20 protein-coding genes are annotated in these 16,708 nt (G+C 59.9%); 2 read left to right on the top strand and 18 right to left on the bottom strand.

Annotated features, from left to right (window positions below; translation table 11 throughout):
- Positions 1-8: 8 nt before the first annotated feature.
- Positions 9-608 (bottom strand): DUF4823 domain-containing protein, encoded by a 600-nt coding sequence (locus H9642_RS16830; RefSeq protein ID WP_251837630.1) that lies wholly within the window; start codon positions 606-608, stop codon positions 9-11.
- A gap of 120 nt (positions 609-728) precedes the next feature.
- The gene (locus H9642_RS16825; RefSeq protein WP_251837629.1) at positions 729-1,367 is read right to left on the bottom strand and encodes a TetR/AcrR family transcriptional regulator; all 639 of its coding nucleotides are present in this window, start codon (positions 1,365-1,367) and stop codon (positions 729-731) included.
- 74 nt (positions 1,368-1,441) lie between these two features.
- On the opposite strand from H9642_RS16825, the gene H9642_RS16820 reads away from it, so the two are divergent.
- Entirely contained in the window at positions 1,442-2,575 is a 1,134-nt protein-coding gene (locus H9642_RS16820; RefSeq protein WP_251837628.1) for an aminotransferase class V-fold PLP-dependent enzyme, read from the top strand.
- 206 nt (positions 2,576-2,781) lie between these two features.
- Here the strand turns inward: H9642_RS16820 and H9642_RS16815 are convergent, their stop codons facing one another.
- The 13 genes from H9642_RS16815 to H9642_RS16755 form a co-directional block, all read right to left on the bottom strand.
- Positions 2,782-3,570, bottom strand: coding sequence for a TatD family hydrolase (locus H9642_RS16815; RefSeq protein ID WP_251837627.1), 789 nt, complete (start codon positions 3,568-3,570; stop codon positions 2,782-2,784).
- Between the two features lie 60 nt (positions 3,571-3,630).
- Complete coding sequence (locus H9642_RS16810) at positions 3,631-3,987, bottom strand: PilZ domain-containing protein (RefSeq protein ID WP_251837626.1); 357 nt, start codon at positions 3,985-3,987, stop codon at positions 3,631-3,633.
- 33 nt (positions 3,988-4,020) lie between these two features.
- Positions 4,021-5,007 (bottom strand): DNA polymerase III subunit delta', encoded by a 987-nt coding sequence (locus H9642_RS16805; protein WP_251837625.1) that lies wholly within the window; start codon positions 5,005-5,007, stop codon positions 4,021-4,023.
- On the bottom strand, positions 5,000-5,632 hold the full coding sequence (gene tmk, locus H9642_RS16800; RefSeq protein ID WP_251837624.1) for a dTMP kinase: 633 nt from the start codon (positions 5,630-5,632) through the stop codon (positions 5,000-5,002). The genes H9642_RS16805 and tmk overlap by 8 nt, the downstream gene beginning before the upstream one ends.
- Positions 5,629-6,681 carry an endolytic transglycosylase MltG gene (gene mltG / locus H9642_RS16795; protein WP_251837623.1) on the bottom strand — a complete coding sequence of 351 codons (1,053 nt, stop codon included), beginning with the start codon at positions 6,679-6,681 and terminating at the stop codon, positions 5,629-5,631. The genes tmk and mltG overlap by 4 nt, the downstream gene beginning before the upstream one ends.
- Positions 6,681-7,499: an aminodeoxychorismate lyase gene (pabC, locus tag H9642_RS16790; RefSeq protein WP_251837622.1), complete on the bottom strand. Its 819-nt coding sequence runs from the start codon at positions 7,497-7,499 to the stop codon at positions 6,681-6,683. The genes mltG and pabC overlap by 1 nt, the downstream gene beginning before the upstream one ends.
- Entirely contained in the window at positions 7,499-8,743 is a 1,245-nt protein-coding gene (gene fabF, locus H9642_RS16785; protein ID WP_251837621.1) for a beta-ketoacyl-ACP synthase II, read from the bottom strand. Before fabF ends, pabC begins: the two co-directional genes overlap by 1 nt.
- A 183-nt stretch (positions 8,744-8,926) precedes the next feature.
- Positions 8,927-9,163 (bottom strand): acyl carrier protein, encoded by a 237-nt coding sequence (gene acpP, locus H9642_RS16780; RefSeq protein ID WP_251837620.1) that lies wholly within the window; start codon positions 9,161-9,163, stop codon positions 8,927-8,929.
- Positions 9,164-9,345: 182 nt separating this feature from the next.
- Positions 9,346-10,086 (bottom strand): 3-oxoacyl-ACP reductase FabG, encoded by a 741-nt coding sequence (gene fabG / locus H9642_RS16775; protein WP_251837619.1) that lies wholly within the window; start codon positions 10,084-10,086, stop codon positions 9,346-9,348.
- 17 nt (positions 10,087-10,103) lie between these two features.
- Positions 10,104-11,042 (bottom strand): ACP S-malonyltransferase, encoded by a 939-nt coding sequence (gene fabD / locus H9642_RS16770; RefSeq protein WP_251837618.1) that lies wholly within the window; start codon positions 11,040-11,042, stop codon positions 10,104-10,106.
- Between the two features lie 129 nt (positions 11,043-11,171).
- Positions 11,172-12,182 carry a phosphate acyltransferase PlsX gene (gene plsX, locus H9642_RS16765; RefSeq protein WP_251837617.1) on the bottom strand — a complete coding sequence of 337 codons (1,011 nt, stop codon included), beginning with the start codon at positions 12,180-12,182 and terminating at the stop codon, positions 11,172-11,174.
- Between the two features lie 3 nt (positions 12,183-12,185).
- On the bottom strand, positions 12,186-12,368 hold the full coding sequence (gene rpmF / locus H9642_RS16760) for a 50S ribosomal protein L32 (RefSeq protein WP_168081858.1): 183 nt from the start codon (positions 12,366-12,368) through the stop codon (positions 12,186-12,188).
- A gap of 13 nt (positions 12,369-12,381) precedes the next feature.
- Positions 12,382-12,909 (bottom strand): YceD family protein, encoded by a 528-nt coding sequence (locus tag H9642_RS16755; RefSeq protein WP_251837616.1) that lies wholly within the window; start codon positions 12,907-12,909, stop codon positions 12,382-12,384.
- A 107-nt stretch (positions 12,910-13,016) separates the two neighbouring features.
- Here H9642_RS16755 and H9642_RS16750 point away from each other — a divergent pair, with 107 nt between their 5' ends.
- Positions 13,017-13,595 (top strand): Maf family protein, encoded by a 579-nt coding sequence (locus tag H9642_RS16750; protein WP_251837615.1) that lies wholly within the window; start codon positions 13,017-13,019, stop codon positions 13,593-13,595.
- A gap of 86 nt (positions 13,596-13,681) precedes the next feature.
- Here the strand turns inward: H9642_RS16750 and H9642_RS16745 are convergent, their stop codons facing one another.
- Genes H9642_RS16745 through rluC form a run of 3 tightly spaced genes read right to left on the bottom strand, consistent with a single transcriptional unit; the run spans position 13,682 to position 16,287 of the window.
- Positions 13,682-14,659: a S49 family peptidase gene (locus H9642_RS16745; protein WP_251837614.1), complete on the bottom strand. Its 978-nt coding sequence runs from the start codon at positions 14,657-14,659 to the stop codon at positions 13,682-13,684.
- Entirely contained in the window at positions 14,649-15,341 is a 693-nt protein-coding gene (locus H9642_RS16740; RefSeq protein WP_251837613.1) for an HAD-IA family hydrolase, read from the bottom strand. Before H9642_RS16740 ends, H9642_RS16745 begins: the two co-directional genes overlap by 11 nt.
- Positions 15,334-16,287 carry a 23S rRNA pseudouridine(955/2504/2580) synthase RluC gene (gene rluC / locus H9642_RS16735; RefSeq protein WP_251837612.1) on the bottom strand — a complete coding sequence of 318 codons (954 nt, stop codon included), beginning with the start codon at positions 16,285-16,287 and terminating at the stop codon, positions 15,334-15,336. The genes H9642_RS16740 and rluC overlap by 8 nt, the downstream gene beginning before the upstream one ends.
- Positions 16,288-16,708: the final 421 nt, after the last annotated feature.

The following is a 16,708-nucleotide window of genomic DNA, read 5'->3' as shown; positions in this document are numbered from 1 at the left end:
TTCCTCTCTCAGTTCAACCCCAGAAGATTGCGCGCATACTGGCGCAGCGGCGCCCCGAGCAGCTCCTCCGGCGTGGTGCCATACATCGTCAAGAGCCCACCCCGAGGACGGATGCGCACGGTATCGACCAGATATCCCGTGGCAGTTTCCAGCAGCATCAACTGCACCACACCGCTGTCGACTCCCAGACGGCTCAGGGATTCCTGATCCTCCCACTCGCCCACCGTACCAATACGGTCATCCGCGGCCGCCAGTCGGCCATACAGCAGGTAATGCGCCCCACTGTTCATGGCCTGCACGCGCGCCTGCTGCAAGCCGATCGGCGCGTCGGCATGGCGCACCAGCGGGAAATATTCGACAAAGCCGCGGTAGGCCTCTTCAGCCACCGCATTGGCCCGCTGGCGTTCTGGCGACGGCATGAACGGGCTTTGGGCAATATAGATGAAGGAGTCGGCTTGCAGGCGCCGGGAGCTGGCACGCTGTGTCTCGCTATGGTCCAGCAGCCCGACGTCGCCCAGGTGATAACGAGCGCTACCCGCCATATCACTGACCTTCATGCAGCCACTCAGTGCCATTGCCAGCACCGACATCATGACCCACCTATGCATACTCGACTCTCCACTGCCGGCGCCGGAAAACCGGCAAAAAAGGGCACGATGCAGCTTCCGCGCCATGCCCAGCAGGAATGTTGTCGAGCGGACAGCGCGTAAAGAATGACGGTAAGGTCGTTAACTGGCCGGCGATTCCGGGTCGCGCTTGCGCTTGTTGCCCATGCGCACGCCGATATCCATGAGAAATTGGAAGAAGCCTTCCTGGTCTTCCAGAACGTTGCTCCAGAACGGCGAGTGATACAGCGCCACAGCGCCATGCACCAGCGCCCAGGCCGCACAGAAGTGAAAGTACGGCGGCACATCTTCCAACTTGCCTTCGGTGATGCGCCCTTTGATCAGCAGCGTCAGGCGCTCGAAGTTCGAGGCGCGAATCGCGTGCAACTGCTCGATCATATCGGGTAGCTGATGGCCTTTAACCACCTTTTCTTCCAGGCGATCAAATAGCCGGTAGCGTTGCGGGTCGCGCATGCGAAACTCGAAATAGGCTCGCGACAGGGCTTCGCGGTCCCGATCGACGTTGTCCGACATCAGCAATTCGTTGAGATCGCGCTCGTAGTCGAGCATCAGACGCAGGTAGATCTCGGCCTTGGATTTGAAGTGCTTGTAGATGGTGCCCTTACCAATACCCACGGCATCGGCGATCATTTCCACGGTGACACTGTCCTCGCCCTGTTCGAGAAACAGCTTGAGGGCTGTATCAAGAATTTCCTGTTCACGGCGACGAAATTCACGGACCTTGCGGGGTTCTTTCTGCATAAAAGGACTGGATAAGCTCTATTTGAAGCGGGCTATTATGCCTGACACGCAGCAAATTGTATGGAGCAACCCTCATGCTTGATCTGCAAGAAGAATTTCCCCAACCCGACGGGCTGCGTTATTTGAACCATGCCGCCGTCGCACCCTGGCCCAAACGCGCCGCCTTGGCCGTGCAGGCATTCGCCCAACAGAACTGTCAGATCGGTGCCCGGGACTATCCCGACTGGCTGCAAGTCGAAACGCGTCTGCGCGAGCGCCTGCAGCGTTTGCTCAATGCGCCCAGCCGAAATGACATCGCCCTGGTGAAGAACACCTCGGAAGCTTTGTCTTTCGTGGCCTTCGGCCTCGATTGGCGGGCGGGCGATCAGGTGGTAATCAGCGACGAAGAGTTTCCTTCCAACCGTGTGGTCTGGCAGGCACTGGCTCCTCAAGGTGTGGAGCTTATTCAGGTCAGCCTTGCCTGCCCGGACCCGGAAGCCGCCCTGCTCGCAGCCTGCGGACCGCGCACCCGCTTGCTATCGATCAGCTCGGTGCAATATGCCAGCGGACTTCACTTGGACCTGCCGCGCCTTGGCCAGGGCTGCGACAGCCGTGGCGTGCTGCTGTGCGTGGATGCCATTCAGCAATTGGGCGCCTTGCCCTTCGATGTGCAAGCCAGCCACTGCGCCTTCGCCATGGCCGATGGCCATAAATGGCTGCTGGGCCCGGAAGGCTTGGGCGTCTTCTATTGCCGTAGCGATTTGCGCGACCAGTTGAAGCTGCATGAATATGGCTGGCACATGCTCGAGCACCCCAGCGATTATCTGCGCCAGGACTGGCAACCGGCACGCAGCGCGCGGCGTTTCGAATGCGGTAGCCCGAACATGCTCGGCGCCATGGCACTGGAGGCCAGTCTGTCTTTGTTGGAAGACATTGGTATGGTCAACGTGAGCCATGCCCTGAACGACCGGATAACTTATCTGCAGGAAGGCTTGCTGCGTATCCCAGGAATTACGCTCCACAGCCCGCGTAATCCGCAGCGCCGTGCCGGCATCGTGAATTTCACCCTGACAGGGCATCAACAGGCGGAACTGTTCAAAAGGCTGACCGCCGAGCAGGTCGTGTGTGCCCAACGAGGTGCGGGCATCCGCTTGTCGCCTCATTTCTACACCGCTGATCGGGTTCTCGACGAAACCCTAACGCTGCTAAGCCAGCTGGCAGACGGGTAAGGTCTTAGAAGCAGAAGACCTATTCCAAAAACTTTTAAAAAACAGCCGGTGTAAATCAGCAAGGCAGGCAGTACTGGCCATACTTGCCCTCACCACTGTGGCATTTCCCCCCAAATGTCTCAGCGGTTGAAGGTACTTTGGAATGCGTGCCTTTTTTGTTTTACTCCTAATGGTCTTGACCCGGTTTCCCCCGAAACCGGGTTTTTTTATGGACGCTTGACGCGCGCCAAGGGAAACAGACGCTGAAAATTCTCGCTGGTCTGTTCCGCCAGGGTGTCGTAAGCAACGCCGCGCAGCTGAGCCAGGAACTCCGCGACGTCACGGACATATTCAGGCAGGTTGGGTTTGCCGCGATGGGGAATGGGCGCCAGATAGGGCGAGTCGGTTTCTACCAGCAGCCGGTCGGCCGGCACGCGACGGGCCACATCCCGTAGCGCGTCGGCATTACGGAAGGTAACGATCCCCGAGAGCGAAATATAAAAGCCGAGATCCAGGGCCGCCCGGGCCATGTCCCAATCTTCGGTGAAGCAATGCAATACGCCCGCCTGTGGCAGGGCAGCCTCGCGCAGCAGCTCAAGAGTATCGGCGCGGGCTTCTCGGGTATGCACGATGACCGGCTTGCCGGTCATGCGCGCAGCGTCCAGGTGCAGTCGAAAAGAGGCCTGCTGCACCTCGGCGCTCTCCGGCTGGTAGTGATAGTCCAGCCCGGTTTCCCCGATCGCCACCACATGGGGATGCTCCAGCTCGCCCAGCAGCCAATCCAGCGTGGGCTGCGCCCCGGCTTGCAGATCCAGTGGATGCACACCCACTGAGCAGTCGACATCGGCATAGCGCTCCGCCAGAGATTTCACCGTGGCGGCATTGTCGGCACTGACACCAATGCACAGAAAATGACCGACACCTCGCGCCCGCGCCGCATCCAGCGCAGCATCGAGGGAACCCTCATGGGCCGTCAGGTCCAGACGATCGAGATGACAGTGGGAATCTACCAGCATGGGAAAACGCTACTCGACGAGACACAAAGGACGGGCATTGTAGCGAAAGCGATGGGTGCCTTACATCGTATGCGTCGGCCGGTCCGACTTCAGCGCGCCGGCCAGGTAGGTCTCGATCTTGTTGCGCGCGGTGTTGTCGCCTTCGTTGAACTGCACCCCGACACCCGCCGCGCGGTTGCCCTGGGCACCCTTGGGCGTGATCCATACCACCTTGCCCGCCACCGGCAGTTTTTCCGGCTCGTCCATCAGGCTCAGCAGCATGAACACCTCATCGCCCACCTGATAGGTCTTGCTGGTGGGGATGAACAAGCCACCATTTTTGATAAAAGGCATATAGGCGGCGTACAAGACGGATTTGTCCTTGATGGTCAGGGACAGAATGCCGTTACGCGCCCCCAGATTCGGCGGCATGCTCATGACGACTCCTAGCGAGCGAATGGGTGGCCGATTCTAGCTCCGCTCGACCAGAGCCGCCCACTGCACCAGCAAGGCTTCGAGAAGCAGCGCACGGTTGAGGTTGGCTTTACCCAACACCTTCTGGCGTTGCGCCAACAACCAGTCCTGCATGACCAACAGTTTCGGCTGTGGCGTCTTGCCGGCCAGGTACTGCACCACCTTGGCCATGTCGCTCGCGCCCAGCCCCTGTTCGTCGTTGGTCAGCTGATAACGCAGCATCAATTGCGCCCAATCGCAAAACCAGTCGAACACCAACAGCAGCGGTACGCTATTCCACGCATCGGCCAGTTGGCTGGCACCCTGCTGACGCTTGATCAGTTTTTTTACACCCTCGACCACCAGCGCGCGCTGCTCTAGAACGCCTTGGGCATGCAGGCGCTGCGCACTGAGCGGCGAGCCGGCGGCCAGCGCCAGCAAGTCACTGCGAATGGGCGCCGTGACGTCCGGCAATGCCTCATCGAGCCAGGCCAGACTTTGTGCCTGGCTCGGAAGCGGGCAGGTCTGCTGCACGCAACGGCTCTTGATGGTCGGCAATAAACGGCTGGGCAGGTGACTGATCAGCAACATCACGGTATTGCCGGAGGGTTCTTCCAGACTCTTGAGCAGCGCGTTGGCGGCATTCAGGTTCATGGCTTCCGCCGGCTCCAGCAGCAGGACCTTACGGCCACCAAGCTGCGCCGTCTGTACCACGAAGTCCACCAACTGGCGCACTTGATCGACCCTGATCGCCTTGTCGGCTTCCTCAGGTTCGAGAACGAAATTATCCGGATGGGTGCCAGCGGCCAGCAGGTGACAGGCCTTACATTGGCCACAAGGCTGTCCAGCCACAGGATGCTGGCAGAGCAGGAACGCCATGAAACGCTCGGCCAACGCGCGCTTGCCAATCCCCTGAGGACCGTGCAGCAGGTAGGCATGGGCATGCTGGGTTCGGCTGGTCAGTTGCTGCCAGACTTCGGCCTGCCAGGGATACAGCTCAGCCACGGACGCGCTCCAGCACCTGCGGCACCAATACATCCAGGGTTTGCTGCACCACCGCCAGCGGCTGGGAAGCATCGATGATGCGGTAACGTTCGGGATGGCATTCGGCACGCTGCAGGTACGCCTGGCGCACCGCTTCGAAGAAGCCGCGGCCCTCCTGCTCGAAACGATCCAGCCGACCACGGGCGGCGGCGCGAGCCAGGCCGACCTCCACGGGCAAGTCGAACACCAGGGTCAGGTCGGGGCGCAAATCACCCTGCACGAAGGTCTCCAGCTGGGCAATACGCGCCTCGCTTACACCCCGTCCACCGCCCTGATACGCATAGGTAGCATCGGTAAAGCGGTCGCAGATGACGATCTGTCCCTGGGCCAGAGCCGGGCGAATCACCTGCTGCAAGTGTTGGGCACGGGCCGCGAACATCAATAACAGCTCAGTATCGCTGGCCATCGGTTCGTCGCTGGGCGCCAGCAGCAGTTCGCGAATGCGTTCGGCCAGCGGCGTGCCGCCCGGTTCACGGCTCAGCAGTACGGGCAACCCCCCGCTGCGCAGACGCTCGGCCAGGTACTCGCGGTTGGTGCTCTTGCCGGCGCCTTCCGGCCCTTCCAAGGTGATAAACAGACCGCTCACGGAGTGTCCTTGCTAACTGGGGCTGGGCTCGATCGGTAGTCGGCCCGGCGCTTGAGCTGAAATTCTCGCACCGCGCGAGTATGCGCTTCGAGTGTGGCCGAGAACACATGACTACCATCGCCGCGCGCCACGAAATACAGACTGTCGCCATCCTCAGGGTGCAAGGCGGCATGGATCGCTTCGCGTCCGACCATGGCGATCGGCGTCGGTGGCAAGCCATTGATCACATAGGTGTTGTACGGTGTCGCTTCACGCAGGTGGCTGCGGCGAATCTTGCCGGTGTAAAGCTCGCCCATGCCATAGATCACGGTCGGGTCAGTCTGCAGGCGCATGCCCTTGGACAGACGACGCACAAACACGCCAGCAATCTGGCCGCGCTCTGCCGGCACACCGGTTTCCTTCTCGATGATCGACGCCATGATCAGCGCCTGGTAGGGGTCCTTGTAAGGCAGCCCCTCGGCGCGTTGCGTCCATTCCTCGGCCAGCACCTGCTTGAGGCGCCTGTTGGCTTGAGTGAGCAGATCGAGATCACTCATGCCGCGCACATAGCGGTAGGTGTCTGGAAAGAAACGTCCTTCGGGGTGCACGCCCGGTTCTCCGAGCTCGCGCATCAAGTCCTCGTCGCTGAGTTGCGTCAGCGTCTGCTTGAGTTTTTCCTCGCCGGCCAGTGCGGTGCGCACCTGGCGAATATTCCAGCCTTCGACCAGCGTCAGGCTGTATTGCACAACCTCTCCTTTGATCCACAGCTCCAGCAGCTCACGGGCCGTCATGCCCGGCCTCATCCGATACTCGCCACTGTGCAGGCTTTGGTCGGCCAGGTTGAAGCGCCAATACTGGCGCAACCAGAAGGCGCCTTCGAGCACTCCTTCGCGCTCCAATCGGTTCAGTAATCCGCCGGGGGTCGACCCCACCGGCACCTCCAGCAAGCGCTCACCGTCCAGGTGCAACGGTTGCTGGATAGCCTGGTGCTGCTGCCAGAACACGAACGCTACCAGCAAGGCAGCGAGCAGCAGGCCGCCCTTGAGCAGCATCATCAATTTACGTATCACTATCGTACTTCCAAAAGCGTGCGAGCAATGCTCTGCAGTTTACGGGTGACCGGCCCGACCGGCCAACTTTGCTGTTCCAGATGGCGTACCGGCCAAATGCCATAAACACTGTTGCAGACGAATACTTCGTCGGCGGCCAGCAGCTCTGCATAGGAGATATCACGCACCGCGACTGCCACGCCAAGCGCTGCAGCCTGCTCCAGCAAAACACTGCGCATCACGCCCGCCACACCACAGCGCTCAAGGCTGGGCGTCAACAGCGCTTCTTTGCTGACCAGAAACAGGTTGCTGAAAACCGCCTCGATGGCGCGGCCCTGACTGTCGCGCATCAGGCCTTCGGCGCAGCGCTCATCAGACCACTCGCTGCGTGCGAGCACCTGCTCCAGACGGTTGAGATGCTTGAGTCCGGCCAGTAGCGGCTGCTCAGCCAGGCGCGTGGCGCAGGGAAACAGGCGCACACCCTGTTCGGCATGGGCCTCGGGATAACAGGGTAACGGGCTGCCCGACAGGATCCTTCGCGGGGTTGCCGGTTGGGGGGCCGCATAGCCTCGCCGGCCATCGCCACGGGTCAGAATCAGCTTGGCGACCCCTTCCCCCAGCAAGGTACTGAAGGCCTGAAGTTCCGTTTTGATCAGCCCTTCATCATAGGGAAGGCCCAGACGCACACAGCCGGCGCTCAAACGGGCCAAATGGGCCTCAAACAGGGTCGGGCGCCCCTGACGCACAGCAATGGTTTCAAATAAGCCATCGCCGTAGGCCAGGCCCCGGTCGGCGAGCGGTAGCCCGTCGGCCGGTTGGCCATCGACCCAACTGAGCATCAATCGGCGAACCGACGGAACACCAGCGAGCCGTTGGTGCCGCCAAACCCAAAGGAGTTGGATACCACGGCGTCGATGGGCATCGAGCGGGCTTCGCCCGGCACGAAGTCCAGATCGCAACCTTCGTCCGCCTCATCGAGGTTGATGGTCGGCGGCGCCACTTGCTCATGGATCGCCAGCACGCTGAAGATCGCCTCCACCGCACCGGCAGCGCCGAGCAAGTGGCCGGTCATCGACTTGGTCGAGCTGACCGCCAAGCGATAGGCATGCTCACCGAACACTGACTTGATTGCCCGCACTTCAGCCAGATCGCCGGCCAGGGTCGAGGTGCCGTGGGCATTCACATAGTGCACCTGATCAGGATTCAAGCCGGCATCGCGCAGCGCATTGGTCATGCAGCGTGCAGCGCCAGCACCGTCTTCAGGCGGCGAGGTCATGTGGAACGCATCGCCACTCATGCCAAAGCCAACCAGTTCGGCATAGATGGTCGCACCGCGCGCCTTGGCGTACTCCAGCTCTTCGAGTACCAGGGCACCCGCACCATCGGAGAGCACGAATCCGTCACGGCTCTTGTCCCACGGGCGGCTGGCACGCTGCGGATCGTCGTTGCGAGTGGACAGTGCGCGGGCAGCCGCGAAACCGCCGATACCCAGGCCACAGGCGGCCATTTCCGATCCGCCGGCGATCATCACATCAGCTTCGCCATAAGCGATGTTGCGCGCGGCCATGCCGATGGAATGCGTGCCTGTGGTGCAGGCAGTGGTAATGGCGTAGTTCGGCCCCTGGGCGCCGAGGTGGATCGACAGGAAACCGGACACCATGTTGATGATCGAGCCGGGTACGAAAAATGGCGATATACGCCGCGGACCCTGCTCGAACAGTAATTTGCAATTGTTCTCGATATTCGTCAGGCCACCGATACCGGAGCCCATGACCACACCGACTCGCTCGCGATTGGCGTCGGTGATCTCCAGGCCGGAATGACGCACTGCCTGAAAACTGGCAGCCAAGCCGTATTGAATGAACAGGTCGAGTTTTCGGGCTTCCTTGGCCGAGAGATATTCCTCGACATCGAACCCCTTGACCGAACCACCAAAGCGGGTGGAATAGGCGGAAAGGTCCATATGCTCAAGCGGACCGATGCCGCTGCGGCCAGCCAGAATGCCCTGCCAACTGCTCGGCACATCGGTGCCCAGCGGCGAAAGCATACCCATACCGGTGACCACGACACGTCTACGCGACACAGTTTTGTCCTCTTGTTCACTAACGGATAAACCCGGGAGCCTGCCTGGTTGTCTTCCGCTTCATAAAGCCCGGGGCCGGGCAACGAAGCGCCACTTTACACAACAGCAGATGACTCCCCAAAGAAAAGCCGCACGCCCGTTAAGGCAGTGCGGCTTCTCTGCGTCCAAAAGACGTCGATTACATTACTGCGCGTGGGCGGTAACGTAGTCGATGGCTTCCTGGACAGTGGTGATTTTTTCAGCTTGCTCGTCCGGGATTTCGGTCTCGAATTCCTCTTCCAGAGCCATCACCAGCTCAACGGTGTCAAGAGAGTCGGCGCCCAGATCTTCGACGAAGGAAGCGCTGTTGGTTACTTCCTCTGCTTTGACGCCAAGTTGCTCAGCAACGATTTTCTTGACGCGTTCTTCGATGGTGCTCATACCTAGTTTTCACTCCTATGGAAAAATCCAGACAGCTGGGCTGCGGGTAAGTGTATAGAAAGCGTTTTCGTTATTTCAAGCTGAAGAGAAAGCGCTGGCAGATACGCCCTGCTTACTTTCCCTTTCAGCCTCTTACAAAATCCGGTAGCCGTTATGACACGCGCATTTAACGCGGCGTCACATTACATGTACATTCCACCATTGACCGGGATGGTAGCCCCAGTTACGTAGGCTGCGCCATCCGATGCCAAGAAGGCCACCACCTTGGCAATTTCTTCTGCCTGACCCAGACGACCCAGGGGAATCTGGGTCAACAGGGCATCACGCTGGGCCTCAGGCAATTCGCGGGTCATGTCCGTGTCAATGAAACCCGGCGCGACCGTGTTAACGGTAATCGCGCGCGACCCCACTTCACGGGCCAGCGCCCGTCCAAAACCTTCGACACCTGCCTTGGCCGCCGCATAATTGACTTGCCCTGCATTGCCCATTGCGCCGACCACCGAGCCGACGTTGATGATACGACCCCAGCGCGCCTTGGTCATGCCGCGCAATACGGACTTGGACAAACGGTAAATACTGTTCAGGTTGGTGTTGATGACATCCAACCACTCGTCGTCTTTCATGCGCATCATCAGGTTATCGCGGGTGATGCCGGCATTATTGACGAGGATCAGCGGCTGACCGAGGTGCTGCTGTATATGCGCCAAGGTCGTGGCAACCGACTCATCGTTACTCACATCAAGCACCAGGCCGGCACCTTCGATACCGTTGTTCTTGAGAGTTTCGGCAATACGCTCGGCACCGGAATCAGACGTCGCGGTACCAATCACCACGGCACCCTGACGACCCAGCTCAAGGGCGATGGCCTGGCCAATGCCACGGCTCGCACCGGTCACCAGGGCAACCTTACCTTGCAGACTCATAAACACTTCTCCTAATTTCAGGCCAGCGCGGCGCGAGCGCCTGCAAATGCCTCGGGGGTATCCAGATTGTACGTATCGATGCCCTTCACGCAGCGCTTGTTGAGCCCAGACAGAACCTTGCCTGGCCCACATTCAACCAATGCCGTGACACCGCACTCGGCCAGCTTCTGCATCGATTCCACCCAGCGCACCGGACTGTAAAGCTGCGCCAGCAAGTCGCGCTTGAGGGTTTCCAGGTCATTGACGACCGCGGCGCTGACGTTCTGCACCAGAGCAATCTTGGGCGCCTGCCACTCGATGGCTGCCACGGACTCGGCAAAACGCTCGGCAGCCGGGCGCATCAGGTCACAATGCGACGGCACGCTGACCGGCAGGGGCATGGCACGCTTGGCGCCTCGGGCCTTGCACGCCTCGATGGCACGCTCGACAGCGGCAGCGGAACCGGCGATCACCACCTGGCCGGGCGCATTGAAATTCACCGCACTGACCACATCGCCCTGGGCCGCTTCGGAGCAGGCCGCCAGTACGTCAGCGTCTTCTAGGCCGAGAATCGCGGCCATGCCGCCCTGCCCAGCCGGTACAGCCTGCTGCATCAGCTGGCCACGCAGCTCGACCAGCTTGACGGCTGCAGCGAGGGGCAGGCTATCGGCCGCCACCAGCGCCGAGTATTCACCGAGACTGTGACCTGCCACGTAAGCCGGGCGCACACCACCTTCAGCCAGCCACAGACGCCACAAGGCGATAGAAGCCGCCAGAATGGCCGGCTGGGTCTTGTCTGTCTGGTTCAGTTGCTCAACCGGGCCGTTCTGGATCAACGCCCAGAGGTCATAGCCCAGGGCATCAGAGGCTTCACTGAAGGTGTCGAGGACCGAGCGCTGGTAAGCGCCCAGTTCGGCGAGCATGCCAAGCGATTGCGAGCCTTGCCCGGGAAAGACGAATGCGGGGGATACAGACATGAAAACGGTCCCTTGGTGGTCTTGTCGTCAGAAAATACATCACGCCACTACACACCTGGCGCAACAAACTGAGGATTGGATGACAACCTGTGCGCCGCAGTCACATCGCTCGCGCAGGCAACAGAGAAGCTATAGCAGCAAGTCCTCCAGGCGACCATGCAGGCGTTGCGGCAGATTTTCATGAATCTCCACCAGCGCCCGACGGATCGCACTCTGGAAAGCATCTTCAGCGGCCCCGCCATGGCTCTTCACCACCACCCCCTGCAACCCCAGAAAACTGGCGCCGTTATGGGTGGCCGGCTTGAGCTCTTCGCGCAGACTGCGCAGCAGCGGCAGCGCTACCGCACCCAGCAGACGCGAGGCCAGGTTGCGTGAAAACAGATCACGGATTTTCTCCGCCACCATTTCCGCCAACCCTTCACTGGATTTGAGCAGGATATTGCCGACGAAACCGTCGCAGACCACCACATCGGCGTCGCCACGGTATACGCCATCACCCTCGATAAAGCCGATAAAATTCAGTCCCGGTGCCTGACGCAACAAACTGGCGGCCAACTTGACCTGCTGGTTACCTTTGATCTCCTCGGTCCCGACATTCAGCAGGGCCACACGTGGTCGCCGCACGCCCAACGTCTCAGCCGCCACGGAACCCATGACCGCGAACTGGTAAAGATGCTCGGCATTGCAATCCACGTTGGCACCCAGATCGAGCAAATGACAACTGCCTGCGCGCGTGGGCAGCGCAGCCATCATCGCTGGACGATCGATACCCGGCAGGGTTTTCAGGACATAGCGCGACAAGGCCATCAATGCCCCGGTGTTACCGGCACTGACACAGGCCTGGGCACGTCCCTGCCGAACCATCTCTAGCGCCACACGCATGGAGGCATCCGGCTTGCCGCGCAAGGCCTGGGCTGGACGATCGCTCATGGCAACCACTTCCGAGGCATGCACGATTTGCAGGCGCGCGCGATCCACACCGGGCTGGCGATCGATCAGCTTTTCGATAAGAGGAGTTTGGCCGACAAGGGCCAGATGCAGCGAGGGGATTTCCGCCAGACAAGCAAGGCTGGCCGGAACAATGCAGTGGGGACCGAAGTCCCCACCCATTGCATCAATCGCGATGACCGGAGCGGACAAGGATTACTCGTCAGCGCCCTTGTCGATCACCTTGCGACCACGGTACACGCCTTCCGGCGAAACGTGGTGGCGCAGGTGAACTTCACCAGTGGTCTTTTCCACGGACAGAGCGTTGGGCTCCAGAGCATCATGGGAGCGACGCATGTCACGCGCGGAACGGGATTTTTTGTTCTGCTGAACAGCCATAACTTATTAACTCCTAAACGTTTGGGTCACGCTTTAACTGCGCCAGTACGCTGAACGGGTTGGACCGTGGAACCTCGTCCTCGCTCGGCTCAGGCTCATCGAGACCCGCCGGCTGCTGGCAAATTTCTGGGTCATGGACCGGAACGATAGGCAAGGAAAGCAACAGCTCATCCTCGACCAGAGTCAGCAGATCCAGGGGCTCCTCCCCCACCTCCAGCGCATCATAGCCTTTCGGCACAGACTGCTCGTCAGCCCCTTCCCTCACCACGACATAGTTGTATTCGCCGTGGATCGGCAAGTGAGCGACTTCCAGACAGCGCTGGCAAATCATTTTGACCACGACGTCAAACTCGCCATGGATGACGGGTACACGTCGTTCGTCGCGCTCGAAGATCAGCTTCGTGTGCACTTCGCCAACGTCGTCAACCAGTTGCGCAGCGAGACGCGACAAGCTGGAGATCTGTAACACACCCTCAAGGGTAGCGCCGCGATCAGCCAGTTTGCGTGGGTCAACGTGAGGTGGAATCGGTCCATTCAACATAGGCGCGAGATTCTAGGGATCTACCCTGCCCCTGTCAAAGGATATTCGGCCTGTGCGCGATCCCGCTCAATCGCTAGACTTCGCCTCCTTTATATAAGGAGAAGCTCATGCTGCCGTTGCTGCTTGCTTCCAGCTCGCCCTATCGCCGCGAACTGCTCTCGCGCCTGCGACTGCCGTTCACCAGCGCCAGTCCGGATATCGACGAAAACCCCCTGCCTGGGGAAAGCCCCCCGCAACTGGTCCAGCGCCTGGCGGAACAAAAGGCCAGAGCCCTGGCCCTCAGTCATCCCGCCCACCTGATCATAGGTTCCGACCAAGTTGCCGTTCTGGATGGACAAATCATTGGCAAACCCCATCACTTCGAGAGCGCCCGCCAGCAACTGCTCAACTCCAGCAATCGCAGCCTGACCTTTTTGACCGGCCTGTGCTTATTAAATAGCAGCAACGGCCACTGCCAGGTCGACTGCGTACCGTTCACCGTGCATTTTCGCGAACTGGACGAACAGCGCATCGAACGGTACCTGCAAATCGAGCAACCCTACGACTGCGCTGGAAGCTTCAAGGCCGAAGGCTTGGGTATTAGCCTGTTCCGCAGCACCGAAGGAAGTGACAGCACCAGCCTTGTCGGCCTGCCGCTGATCCGCCTGGTGGACATGCTATTAAAGGAAGGAGTAGAGCTCCCCTGAGATACGAGCTCGAACCAGGAATAGGAAAACCAGACGCGGGGTCGGCGCGACTCACACCCACCCCGCGAGCATTCAATCCGCCGCGACTACCTAAGCACGGGCCCCTGAAAACCCATCCACAGCGCCACGTGCTCAGCCACGCCCGCACCCAATTTCTTGGCGAAGCGATCGAACGCAGTTTCTTGCAGTGTGAAGTCAACGATTCGCTCTTCGCCAATCACCTCTCGGGCGATCTGGCTGCTGCTCGCCAGACCATCCACCAACCCCAGCTCCACCGCCTGCTCTCCGGACCACACCAGACCGGAAAACAGTTCTGGATGCTCCTCATCCTTCAGACGTTCGCCGCGCCCTTGCTTCACACTCTCAATGAACTGACGGTGCGTGGTTTGCAGCACCTCCTGCCAAAACGCGGTTTCTTCCGGCTTGGCGGGCTGGAACGGATCCAGGAACGCCTTGTGCTCGCCTGCGGTATACAAGCGGCGATCAACACCCAGCTTTTCCATGACCCCCACGAAGCCGAAGCCCGCCGCCGTCACCCCAATGGAACCCACCAGGCTGGATTTGTCGGCATAGATTTCATCGGCAGCGCTGGCGATGTAATACGCACCAGAAGCCCCAAGATCGGTGATCACGGCATACAGCTTGATATTTGGGTACTCGCCTCGCAAGCGGCGAATTTCGTCATAGACATAGCCCGACTGCACCGGACTGCCACCCGGACTGTTAATACGCATGATCACCCCACGGGTGCCCGCATCCTTGAAAGCCGCCCGCAGGCTGCCGACAAGATTATCCGCACTGGCATTTTCCTGATCAGCGATCATGCCGCGCACTTCGATCAACGCAGTATGAGCACCTCCGCCCACCGCTCCTTTTTGGCGATCCAGCAAAGGCGAAAACAATGCCAAAGCCCCGAACAGATACAAAAAAGTCAGCGACTTGAAAAAGATGCCCCAGCGCCGCGATCGACGCTGCTCCTGCACACCGGCCAGCACGGCTTTTTCCAGCAACTTCCAGCTTTTGTCATCAGCCTTTTCGTCGGGCGCTTTCCATTCATCCGCCATACACACCCACCTCAGTCAACGCCGGGCCAACCGGCAACAGCCAGTCAAGCAACTCGGCAAAACTCATGATTGCCCATCGAGGCTCAAACGCCTGTAAGCATTGCAAAGATTGAGCACCATAGCCCACCGCAACCGAATCCATGCCGGCGTGCCGAGCCATTTGCAAATCAAAGGAAGAATCTCCGATCATCAGGGCACGCTGCGGTGACACACTGCAGTATTCGAGAATTTCCCGCAGCATCAGCGGATCGGGCTTGCTGGCCGTTTCATCAGCGCAACGGGTGATTTCAAAATAACTGTCCCATCCCCGCCCAGCCAAAACCCGCTGCAGGCCGCGGCGGCTTTTACCGGTGGCAACCGCCAACCGATAGCCCGCTGCGCGTAGCGCCTCAAGACCGTCCGCCACACCCGGAAACAACGCCGTAGGCTCCGCTTCCAGCGCTACATAATGCTCAGCATAGATCGTGCGAAAGCGCTCAATCATCTGCCCGTCAGCCGACTCCGGATACAGCGTCGCAATCGCTTCGGGCAAACCAAGACCAATGATGCCCCTGATCGGCGCCTCATCAAGCTGTTGCAAACCGCACACATCGGCCGCGACGCGCACCGATTCGACAATGCGCGCCACCGAATCCACCAGCGTGCCGTCCCAATCGAACACCAACAACTCGTAGTCAGGCACCGAGACGCTCCAGCGCCTTCGCCCACATGGCATCGACAGGCGCCTCCAGGCTCAGCGCGGTGCCGTCCGGCAAGGTGATCCGCAAGGCATAGGCATGCAGGAACAGCCGCTTGCCGCCCAGCTCACGAATTTCACGGGTGAAGTCTTCATCACCATACTTGGAATCTCCAGCAATCGCGTGCCCGGCATGCAGCGCATGCACACGGATCTGATGGGTACGCCCGGTGATCGGACTGGCCTCGATCAGCGTGGCGAACTCACCGAAGCGGCGCAGTACCTTGAACTCGGTCAGCGCGTCCTTGCCCTCGGGATTCACTTCAACCATGCGCTCACCGGAACGCAGGGTATTTTTCAACAACGGCGCACTGACTCTCTTTTTCGCAGCAGGCCAGTTACCGCGCACCAGGGCCATATAGCGCTTGTCCACCCCATCCCCACGCAACGCCTCGTGCAGATGCCGCAGCATGCTGCGCTTTTTGGCAATCATCAGCAGGCCCGAGGTATCCCGATCCAGGCGATGCACCAGCTCGATATCCTTGGCATCCGGACGCATCTGGCGAAAGGCTTCGATCACACCGTAATTGAGGCCACTGCCGCCATGCACGGCAATACCGGCAGGCTTGTTCAGCACGATCAGTGCCTTGTCTTCATAGACGACTGCAGCCTCAAGGCGCTCCAGCAACCCCTGCGCCAGAGGCTCCGGCTCGTCGCGCTCAGCCAGACGCAGCGGCGGAACACGGACGATATCGCCAGCCTGCAATTTGTATTCAGGCTTGATTCTGCCCTTGTTCACGCGCACTTCGCCTTTACGCAAAATGCGGTAGATCAATGTCTTGGGGACCCCCTTCAACTGAGCGCGAAGGAAGTTATCGATGCGTTGGCCGGCAAGGTCCGGAGCGACTTCGAGCAACTGAACGCCGGAAGTCGGAGGGAGAGAAGTATTCATCGGCGCCATGATAGCAATTTTTAATGCAATTGAAGCACCAATAGGGAGCTGTTATAGTCGCGAACGCCGCCAAAAGCGGTCAAGTCAGGGAGCGAAGCAAAGAATGCCGCTTCAGCACTTGAGCAACTTTTTTCGGGACGTCAGGCCGTCCATCGAGCCAATCGCAGCACGAACGCGAAAAGCTCTGAAACCCAAGCCTTGAACCATGACGCGCGCCCGCCAACGTTACGGACGCGATAAATGACAACCCGCTACGGATTCTGTAAGCGGCACCCGATTTTCAAAGGATACGTGTGGGTGGAGATGCACAACCATCGGACTGTGTAGCATCAGGCTTTTACAGACGCTTCTCGTCCACTTCCGTTCTGGTTGATTCCTCCTCCTGAGTTAGTACTTCTGCAATTACAGCTGTAGCAGGAGA

The organism is Serpens gallinarum (genome assembly GCF_014836765.1).
Taxonomy (GTDB): domain Bacteria; phylum Pseudomonadota; class Gammaproteobacteria; order Pseudomonadales; family Pseudomonadaceae; genus Serpens; species Serpens gallinarum.
Note: the sequence above shows the minus strand (reverse complement) of the source record. Positions and strands in the feature narration are given on the sequence as shown.